The sequence below is a fragment of the Microbacterium sp. LWO13-1.2 genome, assembly GCF_038397725.1.
GTDB lineage: Bacteria > Actinomycetota > Actinomycetes > Actinomycetales > Microbacteriaceae > Microbacterium.
Map to the genome: position 1 here is coordinate 2,620,536 of NZ_CP151634.1, position 14,844 is coordinate 2,635,379.

Consider the following 14,844-nt stretch of genomic DNA (forward strand, 5'->3'; position numbering starts at 1 on the left):
GCGAGTCCCTCTCTGATCGCCGGCCCGTCGGGCTGCTGCCCGCGTCGCGCTGAGACGGCGGTCATCGCCCGGCGCAGGTGCGACCCGCTGACATCTGAGAGGCGCGCGCTTGACGCCGATCGCCGGATCGTGCAAGATGCTAAATGGTTGTAGCACCTGAAAACACGCGGGTTCTGCTTCGAGCCCGACGGGACTGCGAGAAAGCCGTTTCGGGCATCCGTTCCATGCACACAACAAGACGAGGGAGTCATTTCGCATGCCATCACAGCACGCTATCGCCGGTGTACCGAGCCGATGGCTGAGTGCTTCTGCACTCGGTCTCGCGACCACGCTTCTGCTTGCCGGCTGCGCCGGTGCCGCCGATCCGTCCGCGCGAGTCGAAGAGGGTTCCGGCACCGGCACGATCACGGTGTGGGCGCTCGACGGGCAGTCGGCGGAGAACGAGGCGATACAGAAGATCATCGACGGGTTCGAGAAATCGAACGGCGACATCGAGGTCGACATGCAGTTCATTCCTGCCGATCAGTTCACGACCGCCCTGCAGACCGCGACCGACGAAGAGCTCCCGGACGTCGTGGAGGTCGACGGCCCGCTGATCGCGAACTTCGCATACCTCGGACGGATCGCACCTCTGGACGACTGGGTCTCGAAGGAGACCGTCGCGAACCAGACCGAGGCGATCAAGGGGCAGAACACCGTCGACGGCGACCTGTACGCCGTCGGCATGATGAACTCGGGTCTGGCGATGTGGGGCAACAAGAAGCTCCTCGACGCTGCCGGAGTCGAGATGCCGTCGAGCGCGGCCGAGGCATGGACCGCCGATGAGTTCAGCGAGGTTCTCGACAAGCTCGCGGTACTGGACCCGGACGGCAAGCCGTTCGGGCTCGCCGAGAACAACGGGTTCTCGACGGAGTACGGGATCTACGCATTCGCTCCGGTGCTCTGGTCGGCGGGGACTCCGCTCATCAAGGACGGCAGGGCGGCCGGGGCTCTCGACTCCGAGACGGCGATCGAAGCGGTCGAGACCTTCACCTCCTGGCGGGATTACACGGATCCCGACACCGACGGCGCGGCATTCCAGTCGGGGCGGGTGGCGCTGAACTGGATGGGCAACTGGCTGTACCCGGCCTACAAGGAAGCGCTGGGAGACGACCTGGTGGTGGGCCCGCTTCCCGATTTCGGCGAAGGCGCCAAGACGGGATCCGGGACCATCGCCTGGGGCATGGGCGGCGCCACCAAGAATGCGGCCGCAGCCGGAGCGCTGCTCGACTACCTGATGAGCGACGAGGTTGTGCAGGAGTACACCGCGGCGAACGGTGCGCCTCCGGCGACGCACTCGGCACTGAGCGGGTCCGAACTGTACGGAGAAGGCAAGCCCCTGGCATACCTCTCCGAGCAGTTGGAGTCCGCGTGCCCGACGGAGGACGTCCTCGCCGCTGACTGCGTCGCGGTCTCCCGGCCCATCACCGCGGGCTATCCCGTCGTCACTGCCGAGTTCGGCAAGGCCCTCGCGGCCGTCTGGGGCGGGGCGGATGCTTCCGAGGCCCTGGCGGCGGCGGCCCGCGCGATCGATCGCGACTTCGAAGACAACGACGACTACAAGTAGGCCGCTCGGATTGCGCGCCGGGCTCGATCCGAGCCCGGCGCGCAATCCCTCCCAAGGACGTGACATGACCCTTTCCTCGATACGCACAGGCAGCTCCCGGCAGAGCCGGGCGAAGCGCCGCAATCGGCCTCCGGGCAGCGGAGCTGGTCCGCTGATGGCCGCACCGGGCCTGATCCTTCTCACCGCCTTCCTCGCGATCCCGTTCATCGGCGCCGTCGTGATGTCGTTCTTCCGGATCCAGCTCGGCAACCCCCGTCCACCGCGGTTCGTCGGGCTGGAGCAATATGCGCGGCTCCTCTTCGATCCCGATATCAGCTCGACCTTCCTTCGATCGCTTGCGAACAACTTCGCCTTCGCCATCGTCGTCGTTCCGCTGCAGACCGCGCTGGCTCTCGGGCTCGCGATCCTCATCAACCGGAAGCTGCGCGGAATGACGGTGTTCCGCACGCTGTTCTTCATGCCCCTCGTCTTTCCTCTCGCGCTGGTGGCGGTGATCTGGCGGCTCATCTTCGCCCGCGACGAGAACGGTCTCCTCAATGGCTTCCTGGATGCGATCAGCGGCGGCGCCATCGGCCCGCACGACTGGCTGGGTGATCCGGCGACGGCTCTCGGCGCGATCATCGTCATGTCCATCTGGCAGAGCGTGAGCTTCCAGATGATCATCCTGCTCGGCGCGCTGCAGAGCGTGCCTCCCGAGCTCTACGAGGCGGCATCCATCGATCGCGCAGGTCGATGGAGCCAGTTCATCCACGTCACGGTGCCCGGGGTGAGGAACACCTTGATCTTCGTCACGCTGCTCACAACCATCTTCGCGTTCCGGTTGTTCGATCAGGTCTACCTGCTCGACAAGAGCGCGTCCATCAACATCGAGGCGACCCAGACAGTGATGTTCCAGGTGATCACCACCGGCTACGACCAGAACAACATCGGTCAGGGATCGGCCATGGCCGTGGTCTTCCTGATCATCGTCGCGCTCATCGCGCTGATCCAGCGGCGGCTGATCCGCCAGGAAGGAGGGGTCGAATGAGCATCGTCCGCAGCCGATCGGGAGGCATCGCGACCCGTGTGGTCGAGTACGCGCTGCTCGTCCTGTTCGCCGTGATCTTCTTCGCGCCGATCTACTATCTCGTGGTCGGCAGCTTCCGCCCCGGGGATCAGGTTCTCTCCGGGATCCAGGGATTCTTCCCGAGCGAGCTCACCTGGGACAACTATCTCGACGTCATCCGCCGGTTCTCGAACTCGACGACGGGGTACCTGTGGCAGTTCATCATGGTGTCCGTCGTGGTCACCGCGATCGTCGTCATCGGCGGGCTCCTGGTCAACTCGCTCGCGGGCTACGCTCTGGCGCGCATGCGATGGCGGGGACGCTCCTTCGTGCTGGTCGCCGTCACCGTCCTGACGATCATCCCGTTCGAGGCCGTCGCCCTGCCTCTCTATTTCATGCTCAACGGAAGCCGGAACACGGTTTTCGTCCAGGCTCTGCCGTTCATCGCGAGCGCGTTCTCGATCTTCCTCTTCTACACGTTCTTCCTCGGGATTCCGAACGAGATCGAAGAAGCCGCTCGACTCGACGGCGCCGGTCCTTTCCGCACGTTCTTCAGCATCGTCGTTCCGATGAGCAGGCCGGCGTTCGCAACCGTCGCCATCCTCACCTTCCTGGCGCAGTGGGGCTCCTACCTCTGGCCGGTGCTGATGGTCACCGACACCTCGGTTCGCCCGCTACCCCTCGAACTCAGTGTCTTCCAGGCCGCTCAACCTCCCGAATGGGGGAGCGTTCTCGCGTTCGGAGTGATCTTCATCACCCCGGTGGTGGTCGTCTTCCTGATCTTCCAGCGCTGGTTCGTCGCCAGCATCGCCAGTTCTGCAATCAAGGGTTGAAGGGTCTCATGAACAACATCGAAGGCATCGCCGAGTCGGAGTTCGAGCCGGTCGTGAGAGCGTTCGCCACGACTGCGAACGAGAGGGGCGGAGCCGCACTGAGCATCCGCGTCGACGGACGGACCGTCGTCGACGTCTGGCACGGCAACGCCGCAGAGGATCCGGCTCTGGCCTGGACCGAGGCGACCCCCGCCGTGATCTTCAGCGGGACCAAGGGCCTGGTCGCCGTTCTCATCGCCCGCCTCGTGGAGGCCGGAGCACTGGAACTCGATGCGCCCGTGATGCGGTACTGGCCCGAGTTCGCAGCAGCGGGCAAGGGCAGGATCACGGTGCGTGAGCTCATGTCGCATCGCGCGGGGCTTGCGGCACTGCGTGAGGACGTCGACCTCGACACCGCCCTGGACTGGTCCTCGATGGTCGAGCGACTCGCCGCAGAGGAGCCGCTGTGGGAACCGGGCAGCGCGTACGGCTATCACGCCCTCACCTACGGCTGGCTCGTCGGCGAGCTCGTCCGTCGTGTCACGGGCGTCGGCGTCGGGCAGTTCTTCCAGGAGGAGGTCGCGACGCCGCTCGCGGCGGATGCCTGGATCGGCATCCCCGAAGCCCGGCAGCCTCTGGTCGCCCGTCTCGTGCGCGGCCGCAGCATGGAGGTGCCCCCGCCGGGAGGCATGCCCGCTCTCGATGAGGAGGAGGCGCGGTGGATGGGGCGCACGATGACGCTCGGCGCCGCCTTCCCGGCGGACCTCGTGGTTCCGGGGGCCGGCTTCGATGACCCCCGCGTCCATTTGGCCGAGGTGCCGGGCGCCGGCGGCATCGGGACAGCCAGGGCCCTGGCGACCATCTGGTCGTCGACGGTTCGTCAGACCGACGGCGTACGACTCCTCGGCGACGAGATCGTGACCGACATGGTGCGGGTGCAGAGTGAGGGTGAGCCGGTGTGGTGGCTGCCCGGCCCCTACCCCCGATGGGGTGCGGGGTTCATGATCCCGTCCGAGCGGCGGCCGTTCCTGAGCGCGAGCTCGTTCGGGCACGACGGCGCTGGAGGGCAGGTGACGTTCGCCGATCAGAGGCACGGCGTCGGATTCGCCTACGTGACGAACCTCATCGAGCTCCATTCCGACGACCGCGGAGATTCGATCGTGCGTGCACTGGGCGACGTGCTGAAGGGCGCCTGACGCGCCGAGCGCCCCCGGCGCCGAGGTGCCGACCACGACAGACCATGAGATGAAAGGGCAGCGATGCCGTTCGAACTACCTGACCGATGGGTCTGGGACTGCTGGATCGCCGATGACGGCGATCGGTTCCACCTCTTCTACCTGAACGCGCCCCGCGCGCTCGGTGACCCGTACCTGCGTCATCGGAACGCCGTCGTCGGCCACGCTATCTCGCAGGATCTGCGCGACTGGGAGGACCAAGGGGTCGTGCTGGAGCCCGGAACCGCCGGAGAGTTCGACGGGACGGCGACCTGGACGGGGTGCGTCGTGCGCACTGTCACCGGGTGGCGGATGTTCTATACCGGCTCGCTCTTCCTCGATCCGAGTGAGCACACCAACATCGAGAGCATCGGCACCGCCGACTCGCGGGATCTGCAGAGCTGGTCCAAGACGGAGCGCCCGCCGTTGCGGGCGGACCCGCGCTGGTACGAGACGCTGCCCGACCGGACGTGGCCCGAAGAGGCATGGCGAGACCCGTGGGTCTTCTTCGAGGGCGGCGTCTGGCACATGCTCATCACCGCGCGGGCGCGGTGCGTCGCCGGCACCCCGGACGATCGGGACCTCGGCGTCGTCGGGCACGCCACATCGGACGATCTCGTCTCCTGGACCATTAATGATCCGCTCAGCGCGCCCGGTGCAGGGTTCGCTCATCTGGAGGTCCTGCAGGCCGTCGAGTTCGACGGCCGGCATTTCGTCCTCTTCTCCTGCGACCGCGCACACCTCGCGGGTGCTCGGCGGGAACTCCAACAGGGCGGTGTCTGGGTGGCTCCGCGCGATCCGGCGACGGGGTGGTGCGACATCGAGGAAGCGCGCCAGATCCACGACGAGTCGCTGTACGCGGCGCGCGTCGTGCGCGAGCGTGACGGACGGCAGGCGCTCATCGGCTTCGTGAACACCGGAGCGGACGGATCATTCGGCGGCCGGATCTCGGATCCGATCCCGTTGACAATCGACGATGAAGGGTGGCCTTCGGTGCGGAGCATGGAGACGTGAGTATGCGGATCAGCGGAGTCGCGGACACCGGGTACGGTGCGGTGGTCGATGCCTTCACGCGAGCATTCGACGGGCGCGACGGCATGGGCGCCGCGCTTTCGATCCATGTGAACGGGCGGAACGTCGTCGACCTCTGGGGCGGGCAGGCGACGCCGGTCGCGCCCTGGGAGGAGAACACAGCATCGGTGATCTTCTCCTGTACGAAGGGGCTCTTGGCGATCCTCGTCGCCCAGTGCGTCGAGCAGGGAAGAATCGACTTCGACGATCTCGTGGCCGACCACTGGCCGGAGTATGCGCGCCGTGGCAAGGAGGGCACCAGGGTCCGGCACCTCCTGGCCCACCGCGGAGGGCTGCCGGCGCTCCGCGGCGCGCTGGCTCCGATGGATCTGCTCGACTTCGACCACGTCGTCGCGGCCATCGAGGACGAAGGACCGTTCTGGCGGCCGGGCACGGCGTACTCCTACCATCCGATCACGTACGGATGGCTCGTGGGCGAGGTGCTCCGGCGCGCCACCGGGCTCCCGATCGACCAGCTCTTCCAGCAGGCGATCGCCGGGCCGCTGGGCGTGGACGCCTGGATCGGGATACCGGACGAGGTGACCGGCAGGGTGGCGGACATGTCCGTAGGGCAGACGCTGGCGGAGCTGACCCGGCGCATCGTCGACGATCAGGAGAACCCCTGGCCCGCCCGGGCGATGACGTTGGGAGGGGCGTTGCCTCCCGCGCTCGTGGGCGCGGGCACCGGCTTCAACGACCCCGCCATTCGCCGTGCGATCGTGCCGGGAGCCGGAGGCATCGCGACCGCTCGCGCTCTTTCCGCGATCTGGTCCGCGACAGTGACCGAGACTGCAGGCCATCGCCTGATCGGGGACGCGGTGCGCGATTCCGCCACGCAGGTCCAGAGCGCGGGAGAACCGTTCTTCGAGGCGCCTGCTCCGTGGCCCGCCTGGGGGATGGGATTCCAACTCGACTCCGACGCGCGTCGATACCTCACACCACGGGGGTTCGGCCATGACGGCGCCGGCGGCCAGGTCGCATTCGCGGACCCCGAGGCGAAGGTCGGATTCGCGTTCCTGACGAACCTCATGGAGGCCGGCGACGATCGAGCGACGGTCATCGTGGACGTGCTGCGCGAGACTCTCACTTAGCGGAGGCAGGATGCTCCTCATCGAGTGCGTGGGCGCGTCGTCGATGAGGACACATCGCCCTCGCTGACCCGAAGCGCTAGCGAGTACGGGTCTGCGCACCGACGGGCGCGAGAGCGTGCGAGGTGGAGATCTGGTGCGAGAACCTTCCGTCTTCGGTGAGGACGGCTCCGGAACGTTTCGCGACCGACGGGATGAGCCACGTCTCGCACAGTTCGATTCGCGGGTGGGCGTGCTCGATGCGCATGAGCAACGATTCCAGGTCCTGGGTGTGGCGCAGCCAGACGGTGATCGCGAGATTCATCCTGTCGAGGATCGCCGCGGACATCCGCACTCCTGGCGCCGCGGCCACGCTGGCGCCGACGGCGTTGAGCTCGGAGGACGGTACGCGGTACCAGAGCGAGGCTGCGGTGGTGTAGCCGAGAGCGTGGTGCGCGAAGTCGGTCTTCGCTGTGAACCATGCAGATCCGAACAGGCGGTGGATTGCGCGGGTGATGCTCGTGACGGAGTGTCCGAGTTCGGCTGCGATCTCCGACGCGGGTCGGCGTGCGTCGGCGAGCAGGCACCGCATGACACTCACAAGCAGTGGCGTAGGGGCGGATGGCTCGCCGGCGAACCCCTCGGCCGCACGGCGAAGGGCGTTCAGCATCTCCGGCGGAAGGACGTCGAGATGCGAGCGGGCTCCATCCTTATAGAGAGTGCGGGCAAATCGGGTGCGCGTCGCGCGGATGCCGGGAACACCGGCGATGCTCGCTGCGACGAAGGCATCGGCCGTCGCGATGCTCGAGTGCACGACGGTGAGCAGCAGATCTCGGGCGCCCGAGGTCCGATCGATCTCGATGATCTCCTCGAGCGGCGTGAGGGCGGCGACGACCTGTTCGCGCTGCCCGGCGCGGACGTCGACTTCGATGAGCGCCATCGCCGGAAGGTCGACGGCCAGATGCTCGGGCTGCTGGTAGCAGACCGTCCATGCCAGCCCGGCATCACGCAATCTGCTCCACCGCCGAGCGAGGGTCGTGGCGTCATAGCCGAGGATCTTGCCCAGCTGCATCCAGCTGATCCGCGGGAAGATCTGCAGCGCGTTCACCAGCTGGCGGTCGACCTCATCGATGACTGTTTCCTGCAGCATAGGTGGCAATCTAGCTCATATCCGGATCAGTTGTGCTCTTCAGTGAACCGAAGTTCAACCCCATGCATACGATTTGGGAATTCTTCGGATTCAGGACGACAGGGAGCATCCATGAGCAACACCTCGTCACACCCCGCGCTCAGCCAGGCGCAGACGAAGAAGCCGCGAACCCGGCTGAGCCGAGATGCGAAACTCGCGGTCCTCCTCTTCTTCCTCGGCTGGGTGATGAGCTACGCGGACAGGCAGCTCATCACGCTCGCGCTGCCCTACATCGGCGAGGATCTCTCGCTCAGTCCGACGCAGCAGGGCATGCTCATCTCGGCATTCTTCGTCACCTACGCGATCGTCCAGATTCCCGGCGGCATGCTCGTCGACAGGCTGGGGGCGAAGCGCACCGCCGTCGCTGGTGTGCTCGCATGGTCCGTGTTCACCGTCGCGACCGGTACCGCAGGATCGTTCGCCGTGATGCTCGCGGTGCGAGCCCTCTTCGGCATCGGCGAGGGCGTCTACCCTGCAGCATCGGTGAAGGCCGTCGCAGAGAGGACGACATCCGAACAGCGCATGACCGCCACGGGCTGGATGTACAGCTCGAACGCCGTCGGCACGATCGTCGCGGCCGTGGCCGGAGCGGCCCTCATCGGCTTCATCGGCTGGCAGGGAGCCTTCTTCGTCCTCGGGGCCGTCGGAGTGCTCGTCGCGGTCGCGATCGGCGTCTTCCTCCCCAAGGTGCGCGCCGACTCGGCCGCCGCAATCGCTGTGGAGGAAGAAGCGGCGTCGACGATCGCCACCAAGGATCTGTTCCGGTCCGCGGCACTCTGGGGGCACGTGGCGATGTTCTTCGGTTACGGGGTCGTCGCTTGGGGGATGAGCGCATGGGTGCCGAGCTACCTCGTCTCGGCGCGCGGCATCCCCCTGGGCGTGGTCGCGGCGGCCGCCGTGATCCCGGTGCTCGCCGGTGGCGTCGCCTCAATCCTGGGAGGTCGTCTCGTGGATCGGCTGGGCGGCCGGCATCGACTGATCGTCGTCCCTGGCATGCTCGCCTGCATTCTCGTCCTGGCGATGATGACGCAGGAGCTGCCCGTCCCGGTCTTCATCACGCTCATCGGGCTGCTCTCGTTCTTCAGCGGGATGTGTTACATGCCCGTCTTCTCGAGCCCCGTGCGTGGCCTGCCCACCGGAGTGGTCGGGACCGCATACGCGACGATCAGCACCGGGAGCCAGGTCGCCGGCATCCTCACTCCGACGATCATGGGCGTCGTCGTCGAGAACGTGAGCTGGGAGGCCGCCTTCGGCGTCCTCATCGCCGGCTGCGTGATCTGCCTTGTCGCCGCACTGCTGGTGCCGCGGGGGCCGGAGGAGTTCCTCGCCACATTCACCCGACGCGAGAAGGCGACGGCCGATGCCATCTGACCCCCTGCTCCGGTCGGAACCGTCGGATCCGGTGTTGGAGCTTTATCGTGACCTGCACCGCCACCCTGAGCTCAGCGGTCAGGAATCCCGCACCGCGGCGCGGCTGGCGGCGGAGCTGGCCCGGCGCCGGGTCGATGTCAGGGAGGGCATCGGCGGCACCGGCGTCGTCGGGATGCTGAGGAACGGCGAAGGCCCCACCGTGCTCCTGCGCGCCGACATCGACGGTCTCCCGATCCGCGAGCTGACAGGCGTGCCCTACGCCTCGACAGTCAGCGGCGTCGACAGGGCTGGGGTGACCGTGCCCGTCATGCACGCCTGCGGCCACGATCTGCACGCGGCCGCCCTCATCGGCGCCGTCGACGTTCTCCAGGCCCGCTCGGCGGAATGGGCGGGCACCGTCGCCATCGTCTTCCAGCCGGCCGAGGAGACGGGGGAGGGCGCGCTCGCCATGATCGCCGACGGGCTGTCCGACATCGTCGGCACGCCCGCCGTCTGTCTGGGGCAGCACGTGTCGCCCGTTCCGGCGGGGGTCGTCGTGACCGCCGCGGGCACGTACGGTGCCGCCTCGGACAACTTCCGCATCCGCTTCCACGGCGTGGGCGGACACGCCTCGACGCCCGAAGCCGCGGTGGACCCGATCGTCGCGGCGGCCGCCACGGTGATGCGACTGCAGACGGTGATATCGCGGGAGACCGGGGCGCACGAGCCTGCGGTCCTCACCGTATCCTCGGTCCACGCGGGGCAGGCCGAGAACGCCATTCCGGACGAGGCCGTCCTCACGGTCAACCTCCGCAGCTTCAACCCGTCGACGCGTCAGCGCCTCATCGCCTCCCTGCACCGGGTGGTGGACGCGGAGGCCGCCGCAGCGGGCATGACGAAGCGACCCGACGTCGAACGGATCAGCGGTGCGCCGCTGCTGGTGAACGACCCCGAGGCCACGCGGAGCACTCTCGGCGCGATCGGAGAGGCCGGACTCGATGCCCACATCGTCGCGCAGCCGATGACCGGCAGCGAGGACTTCGGCGTCCTCGGCGAAGCCCTCGGCTGTCCGAGTGTGTTCTGGCACTGGGGCGGAACGGATCCCGGCAGATACAGCTCGAACGACCTCGTCACCCTCATGACCGAGGCGCGTTTCCCTGCCCATATCCCCATGAACCATTCGCCGGAGTATCTGCCAGACCTGGAGTGGGCTCTTCCCGCCGGCATCCGATCCATGACGGCGGCGGCCCTGCACTGGCTGAACACAGACCACGCCCTCCCTACAGAAGGACCTTGACGACGATGAACGACCTCACCTACCTCTCCGCCACCGAGTGCATCACGCGATATCGCGCGGGTGACGTGTCGCCCGTCGACGTGCTCGAAGCACAGCTCGCGCAGACGGCGCGCGTCGACAGTTCGCTGAACGCCTTCACCGAGACCATGGCGGACACGGCGCGTGCGCAGGCGGAGGAATCGGAGCGCCGCTACCGCGACGGGACTGCTCGCGCACTCGAAGGCGTCACCGTCGCTGCCAAGGAGAAGCACCAGATCGCAGGCATGCACGTCGTCGAGGGGTCGAATGCCTGGGACGGCTACACGGCGACGGAGAACGCGCCCATCATCGACAGGCTCCTGGATGCCGGGGCGATCATCCACGCGAGAACGGCCACGCCCGAGTTCTCCATCGCCGCTTTCACGCACTCGGACCGGTGGGGCGTGACGAGGAACCCGTGGAACCCCGAGTTCTCGCCCGGAGGTTCATCCGGCGGATCCGGGGCGGCGCTCGCGGCCGGAATGACGACTCTCGCCACAGCATCCGACATCGGCGGATCCACCCGTGGGCCTGCGGCGTTCACGGGGAACGTCGGCTACAAGGCGCCATACGGACGCATTCCTGGAGTCGGGCCGATGAGTGTCGACTACTACCGCGGCGATGGGCCGATGGGGCGCACCCGTCGACGATGTCATGCTCTTCACGAATGTCATCAGCGGACCGGATCCGCGTGACCACGTCGCTCTGCGCCCGAAGGTCACTCTTCCTGCCAGCTTTCCGGGCGTCGAGGGCCTTCGCATCGCCCTCAGCGTCGACCTCGGCGGATTCAGCGTCGCGAAGGAGATCGGGGAGAACACGCGTCGGGTTGCGGCGGCGCTCGCCGAAGCCGGCGCGGAGATCGTCGAGGTCGATTTCGCATGGACTCGAGAACTCATCATCGGCGCAGCGATGCCGCATTTCGGTCACATGATGGGATCCATGGTCCAGGGCTTCGTGGGAGGCAGAGTCTCGGAACTGAGCGATTACGCCCGCGACTTCGTGGAGCAGACCCGTGCGGTCCGTGCCTCCACCGCGATGTTCGATGCGGCGAAGGCTGAATATGCGGTCCAGCGAGAGCTCGCGCGTGTGATGAGTGGCTACGACGCGCTGCTCTGCCCGACCACCGCGGCTGTCGGACTTCCGGCCGGCGACACGCTCGTCAACGGCATCGACATCGACGGCCGGATCGTCTCCGGCCTCGAGGGCACCCTCACGCTCCCGTTCAACATCAGCAATCGATGCCCGGTCCTGGCCGTGCCCAGCGGTCACGCGGAGAACGGGATGCCGACCGGCGTCCAGATCGTCGGGCACACGTATGACGACGCCACGGTGTTCCGCATCGGAAAGGCCGTGGAGAGCCTGCTTCCGTGGACCTACACTGGAACGCACCGCCCGGCGCTCTGATCGCGCAAGTTTCTTTGTGAGGAGGAGCGAGTGAGCGTGTCGATGCGCCTCGTGGGACTGTATTTGCGAGCACGGAGCAAGAGACATTTCGCCACTGTCGATGGTGCGCGCAGGATGCTGGCGAGGGAGAAGGCGTCGTCAGAGCCGCCGGAGAAACTCCGTGCTCGTCTCTCGATGAGCTCGACGGAGTATGACGGGTTCCGGTGCTGGAGCGTCGAACCGCATCATGCGAAGCCCAGCAGCACGGTGATGTACCTGCACGGCGGAGCGTACGTCAACGAGATCTCCCCGCAGCATTGGGATCTGATCGGACGGATCGCCGAGAAGGGTGTCCGTGTCGTCGTACCCGTGTACGGCCTCGCGCCGCAGCACGGCTACACGGCCGCGTACCGGATGCTCGCCGACGTCTACCGTGACATCCTGTCGACGACTCTCCCCTCCGCCGTTCACTTCGCCGGCGACTCCGCTGGAGGAGGGCTCGCGTTGGGCTTCGCCCAGACGCTCCTCGGCACGGGAATTCCTCAACCTGCGGGGCTGGTGCTCATGTCGCCCTGGCTTGACCTCGCGCTGCAGAACCCGGACATCGAGCGACTCGCCCGCACGGACCCGTGGCTCGCGGTGCCTGGCGTACGGGAGTGCGGCCGATCCTGGGCGGAGGGTGCCGATCCGCGGATTCCGCAGCTGAGCCCGCTCAGTGGGACTCTCGCAGGACTCGGGCCGGTGGAGATCTACATCGGCACTCACGACATCCTGTTGCCCGACGTCTTGCTCCTGCGCGACCGTGCGGCAACCGAGGGTGCTGTTCTCACCCTCACCGTCTGCTCGGGGGCAGTGCACGTCTACCCGCTCACGCCGACGAGGGAAGGCCGCGAGGCATCCGCTCGAATCGTGGGGCGCCTGGCCGTCGACGCTCGGTAGCGCGGCTCAGCCTCCGATCGCCGACAAGGCCCTGGCCTGCGCGACGACCGCCGCGCGCCGCGACGACGCGGTGCTGCCCGGAGCGACGAGTGCGGCGACGGTCGACACGAACTCTCACAGCCACGGGGGACCGGCAATCCGTGCTACCGGCCGGCTCGCGGCCATCTCCGCCGAGCGGCTCGTGGAGTTGCGGCTGCGCGGTGCCGTGATGATGGCGGATGCTGTGGGCTTCGATGAACTCGAGCGTGCCGGCGGCGTCGTCCGGGTCGGGCTCTAGAGTGTTGCCATGCAGGACGTACATCCCGAATGGACCCAGGTCGACCCGATCGGGCATCGTGCCGCGCTCGGAATGCGCGTGGCGGCCGTGGTCCTGACCCTCATCGCCGTCGGTGGTGGGGTCCTGAGCCTGCGCCTGGCGCCGGAGTGGTGGGCCGTCGCGGCGACCCTGCTGGTGTGCGCGTTCGTCGCCCTCGTCGGCGTCAGCCTGTGGGTCAACGCCGTCGCGCGCGAGAAAGCAACTGTCGCGCTGAGGCCGACCGGTCGTCGTGTCTCCCTTCCGGTGGTCCTCGCGGAAGACATCACGGACGAGATGGAGACGTTCCGCCTGCATCTGAAGCTGCCGATCGAGGGCGGAGCAATGGTGCAGCACGCCTGCAGCGACAACCGCTGCGTCGAGGCGGCGCACGCGTTACCCGGTTCTGAGGTGCCCGCCATGATCGACGAAGCGCGAAGGATCTGGGGCGTGATCCACGGGCCCATCGACCGCTGAGCCGCTCGAGGGCGGTCGCTCGCTACTTCGTGACTCCTGCAAGACGAGCCAGCCGCTCGGCCATCGCATCCGGCTCCCACGAGTGCCAGGCCCCGGCCAACTGCTCAGAGACGCCGTCGGGAGCGGCGGCAGCGAGTTCGTCGGCGGTCGCGATCATGCCGGGGAAGGTCTCGGTGCCGACGATCGCGATCAGAGGGGCACGGACGGCGGACAGCACGTCGCGATAGCCACGTTCCTCGACCTCCATCAACGCCTCGCCATCCGGTACCCACCCGAGCACGACCTGCGGGTACGCGGGCGACTTCTTGAGTTCCTCGAGCCACTCCGGCGGCATCCCGACCATGTAGTGGGCGACCGCCTCCTCGAGATCGTCGGCCTCGATCGCACGGCGGACGTTCGTCCACCAGGATGCTGCGCCGCCCTCGAACAGGCCGAGCGGGGCCTCCCAAAGAACTAGTCCGGCGAGATTCGGCGTGCGGGCGGCGGCGAGCAGCGCGATCGCGCAGCCGGAGGAGTGGCCGATCAGAATGACGGGGGCGTCGGCTTCCGCGGCGAGCGCACCGATCGCATCCAACTGCGCCGGAAGGTCGATCGGAGCCTCCGACGTCGATTCGCCCCGTCCGATGCGATCGGGGATGAATGCCCGGCCGCCGCGCACCGCGAATGCCTCTCCGGTCGCGAGGGTGACGGGATCCTCAGCACGAGTGGGGCCGGCACCCGCGATGAAGATCGCCGTGACCGCGCCGGGAGCGCCGAGGTCGTCGTAGACGATGCGATCGCCACGTGACGTCGTGATCGCGCTCATGCCACGGCCTCGATCCGCACGCGCACGCGGTCGCCGACCGCCTTGCCGAGGAGCTTTCTCGTCGCGGCCTTCACTGGTCCGAAATGGAGACCGCGCCCGGTCGGCATGAGTGTGATCTGCACTGGAGTGTCATCGATGAGTCCGGTCACGCGCACGGGATTGCCCGTACCGAAATGCGCGATCGAACCCGGCACGTCGAACACGGTCCACGATCCGGCTTCGTCGGGATGGATGAGTTCCGCTTCGAACTCAAGAGGGGCCTTACTGTTCATCATTTTC

At 67.3% G+C, this 14,844-nt stretch carries 16 protein-coding genes; 13 read left to right on the top strand and 3 right to left on the bottom strand.

Annotated features, from left to right (window positions below; all coding sequences use genetic code 11):
- Window positions 1-256 precede the first annotated feature (256 nt).
- From MRBLWO13_RS12395 to MRBLWO13_RS12420, 6 genes are all read left to right on the top strand, one after another.
- A complete protein-coding gene (locus MRBLWO13_RS12395; protein ID WP_341974299.1) occupies window positions 257-1,606 on the top strand; it encodes an extracellular solute-binding protein in 1,350 nt (449 codons plus the stop codon).
- A 64-nt stretch (window positions 1,607-1,670) separates the two neighbouring features.
- Window positions 1,671-2,633, top strand: a complete 963-nt coding sequence (locus MRBLWO13_RS12400; protein ID WP_341974300.1) for a sugar ABC transporter permease — start codon at window positions 1,671-1,673, stop codon at window positions 2,631-2,633.
- Entirely contained in the window at window positions 2,630-3,484 is an 855-nt protein-coding gene (locus tag MRBLWO13_RS12405; protein ID WP_341974301.1) for a carbohydrate ABC transporter permease, read from the top strand. The genes MRBLWO13_RS12400 and MRBLWO13_RS12405 overlap by 4 nt, the downstream gene beginning before the upstream one ends.
- Window positions 3,485-3,492: 8 nt before the next feature.
- Window positions 3,493-4,659, top strand: a complete 1,167-nt coding sequence (locus MRBLWO13_RS12410) for a serine hydrolase domain-containing protein (protein ID WP_341974302.1) — start codon at window positions 3,493-3,495, stop codon at window positions 4,657-4,659.
- A gap of 63 nt (window positions 4,660-4,722) precedes the next feature.
- A complete protein-coding gene (locus MRBLWO13_RS12415) occupies window positions 4,723-5,691 on the top strand; it encodes a glycosyl hydrolase family 32 (protein WP_341974303.1) in 969 nt (322 codons plus the stop codon).
- Window positions 5,692-5,693: 2 nt separating this feature from the next.
- The gene (locus tag MRBLWO13_RS12420) at window positions 5,694-6,839 is read left to right on the top strand and encodes a serine hydrolase domain-containing protein (RefSeq protein ID WP_341978385.1); all 1,146 of its coding nucleotides are present in this window, start codon (window positions 5,694-5,696) and stop codon (window positions 6,837-6,839) included.
- A gap of 76 nt (window positions 6,840-6,915) precedes the next feature.
- Here MRBLWO13_RS12420 and MRBLWO13_RS12425 read toward each other — a convergent pair whose 3' ends face one another.
- Entirely contained in the window at window positions 6,916-7,965 is a 1,050-nt protein-coding gene (locus tag MRBLWO13_RS12425; protein WP_341974304.1) for an Lrp/AsnC family transcriptional regulator, read from the bottom strand.
- A gap of 111 nt (window positions 7,966-8,076) precedes the next feature.
- On the opposite strand from MRBLWO13_RS12425, the gene MRBLWO13_RS12430 reads away from it, so the two are divergent.
- The 7 genes from MRBLWO13_RS12430 to MRBLWO13_RS12460 all read left to right on the top strand — a co-directional run bounded on the left by MRBLWO13_RS12430 (window position 8,077) and on the right by MRBLWO13_RS12460 (window position 13,760).
- Window positions 8,077-9,375, top strand: a complete 1,299-nt coding sequence (locus MRBLWO13_RS12430; protein WP_341974305.1) for an MFS transporter — start codon at window positions 8,077-8,079, stop codon at window positions 9,373-9,375.
- Entirely contained in the window at window positions 9,365-10,651 is a 1,287-nt protein-coding gene (locus tag MRBLWO13_RS12435; protein ID WP_341974307.1) for an amidohydrolase, read from the top strand. Before MRBLWO13_RS12430 ends, MRBLWO13_RS12435 begins: the two co-directional genes overlap by 11 nt.
- Before the next feature lie 5 nt (window positions 10,652-10,656).
- The gene (locus MRBLWO13_RS12440; RefSeq protein ID WP_341974308.1) at window positions 10,657-11,364 is read left to right on the top strand and encodes an amidase; all 708 of its coding nucleotides are present in this window, start codon (window positions 10,657-10,659) and stop codon (window positions 11,362-11,364) included.
- Entirely contained in the window at window positions 11,324-12,073 is a 750-nt protein-coding gene (locus tag MRBLWO13_RS12445; protein WP_341974309.1) for an amidase family protein, read from the top strand. The genes MRBLWO13_RS12440 and MRBLWO13_RS12445 overlap by 41 nt, the downstream gene beginning before the upstream one ends.
- 174 nt (window positions 12,074-12,247) lie before the next feature.
- Window positions 12,248-12,991 (top strand): alpha/beta hydrolase fold domain-containing protein, encoded by a 744-nt coding sequence (locus MRBLWO13_RS12450; RefSeq protein WP_341974310.1) that lies wholly within the window; start codon window positions 12,248-12,250, stop codon window positions 12,989-12,991.
- A 70-nt stretch (window positions 12,992-13,061) separates the two neighbouring features.
- The gene (locus MRBLWO13_RS12455; RefSeq protein WP_341974311.1) at window positions 13,062-13,268 is read left to right on the top strand and encodes a hypothetical protein; all 207 of its coding nucleotides are present in this window, start codon (window positions 13,062-13,064) and stop codon (window positions 13,266-13,268) included.
- 9 nt (window positions 13,269-13,277) lie between these two features.
- Entirely contained in the window at window positions 13,278-13,760 is a 483-nt protein-coding gene (locus MRBLWO13_RS12460) for a hypothetical protein (RefSeq protein ID WP_341974312.1), read from the top strand.
- A gap of 22 nt (window positions 13,761-13,782) precedes the next feature.
- Here the strand turns inward: MRBLWO13_RS12460 and MRBLWO13_RS12465 are convergent, their stop codons facing one another.
- Together MRBLWO13_RS12465 and MRBLWO13_RS12470 are read right to left on the bottom strand one after the other, a co-directional pair.
- The gene (locus MRBLWO13_RS12465) at window positions 13,783-14,565 is read right to left on the bottom strand and encodes an alpha/beta hydrolase (protein WP_341974313.1); all 783 of its coding nucleotides are present in this window, start codon (window positions 14,563-14,565) and stop codon (window positions 13,783-13,785) included.
- The gene (locus tag MRBLWO13_RS12470) at window positions 14,562-14,837 is read right to left on the bottom strand and encodes a DUF1905 domain-containing protein (protein WP_341974314.1); all 276 of its coding nucleotides are present in this window, start codon (window positions 14,835-14,837) and stop codon (window positions 14,562-14,564) included. Before MRBLWO13_RS12470 ends, MRBLWO13_RS12465 begins: the two co-directional genes overlap by 4 nt.
- Window positions 14,838-14,844: the final 7 nt, after the last annotated feature.

Excerpts from the sequence above, each read along its gene's own strand:
- MRBLWO13_RS12395 (WP_341974299.1), top strand. The coding sequence starts at position 257 with ATGCCATCACAGCACGCTATCGCCGGTGTACCGAGCCGATGGCTGAGT.
- MRBLWO13_RS12400 (WP_341974300.1), top strand. The coding sequence starts at position 1,671 with ATGACCCTTTCCTCGATACGCACAGGCAGCTCCCGGCAGAGCCGGGCG.
- MRBLWO13_RS12405 (WP_341974301.1), top strand. The coding sequence starts at position 2,630 with ATGAGCATCGTCCGCAGCCGATCGGGAGGCATCGCGACCCGTGTGGTC.
- MRBLWO13_RS12410 (WP_341974302.1), top strand. The coding sequence starts at position 3,493 with ATGAACAACATCGAAGGCATCGCCGAGTCGGAGTTCGAGCCGGTCGTG.
- MRBLWO13_RS12415 (WP_341974303.1), top strand. The coding sequence starts at position 4,723 with ATGCCGTTCGAACTACCTGACCGATGGGTCTGGGACTGCTGGATCGCC.
- MRBLWO13_RS12420 (WP_341978385.1), top strand. The coding sequence starts at position 5,694 with ATGCGGATCAGCGGAGTCGCGGACACCGGGTACGGTGCGGTGGTCGAT.
- MRBLWO13_RS12425 (WP_341974304.1), bottom strand. The coding sequence starts at position 7,965 with ATGCTGCAGGAAACAGTCATCGATGAGGTCGACCGCCAGCTGGTGAAC.
- MRBLWO13_RS12430 (WP_341974305.1), top strand. The coding sequence starts at position 8,077 with ATGAGCAACACCTCGTCACACCCCGCGCTCAGCCAGGCGCAGACGAAG.
- MRBLWO13_RS12435 (WP_341974307.1), top strand. The coding sequence starts at position 9,365 with ATGCCATCTGACCCCCTGCTCCGGTCGGAACCGTCGGATCCGGTGTTG.
- MRBLWO13_RS12440 (WP_341974308.1), top strand. The coding sequence starts at position 10,657 with ATGAACGACCTCACCTACCTCTCCGCCACCGAGTGCATCACGCGATAT.
- MRBLWO13_RS12445 (WP_341974309.1), top strand. The coding sequence starts at position 11,324 with ATGCTCTTCACGAATGTCATCAGCGGACCGGATCCGCGTGACCACGTC.
- MRBLWO13_RS12450 (WP_341974310.1), top strand. The coding sequence starts at position 12,248 with ATGAGCTCGACGGAGTATGACGGGTTCCGGTGCTGGAGCGTCGAACCG.
- MRBLWO13_RS12460 (WP_341974312.1), top strand. The coding sequence starts at position 13,278 with ATGCAGGACGTACATCCCGAATGGACCCAGGTCGACCCGATCGGGCAT.
- MRBLWO13_RS12465 (WP_341974313.1), bottom strand. The coding sequence starts at position 14,565 with ATGAGCGCGATCACGACGTCACGTGGCGATCGCATCGTCTACGACGAC.
- MRBLWO13_RS12470 (WP_341974314.1), bottom strand. The coding sequence starts at position 14,837 with ATGAACAGTAAGGCCCCTCTTGAGTTCGAAGCGGAACTCATCCATCCC.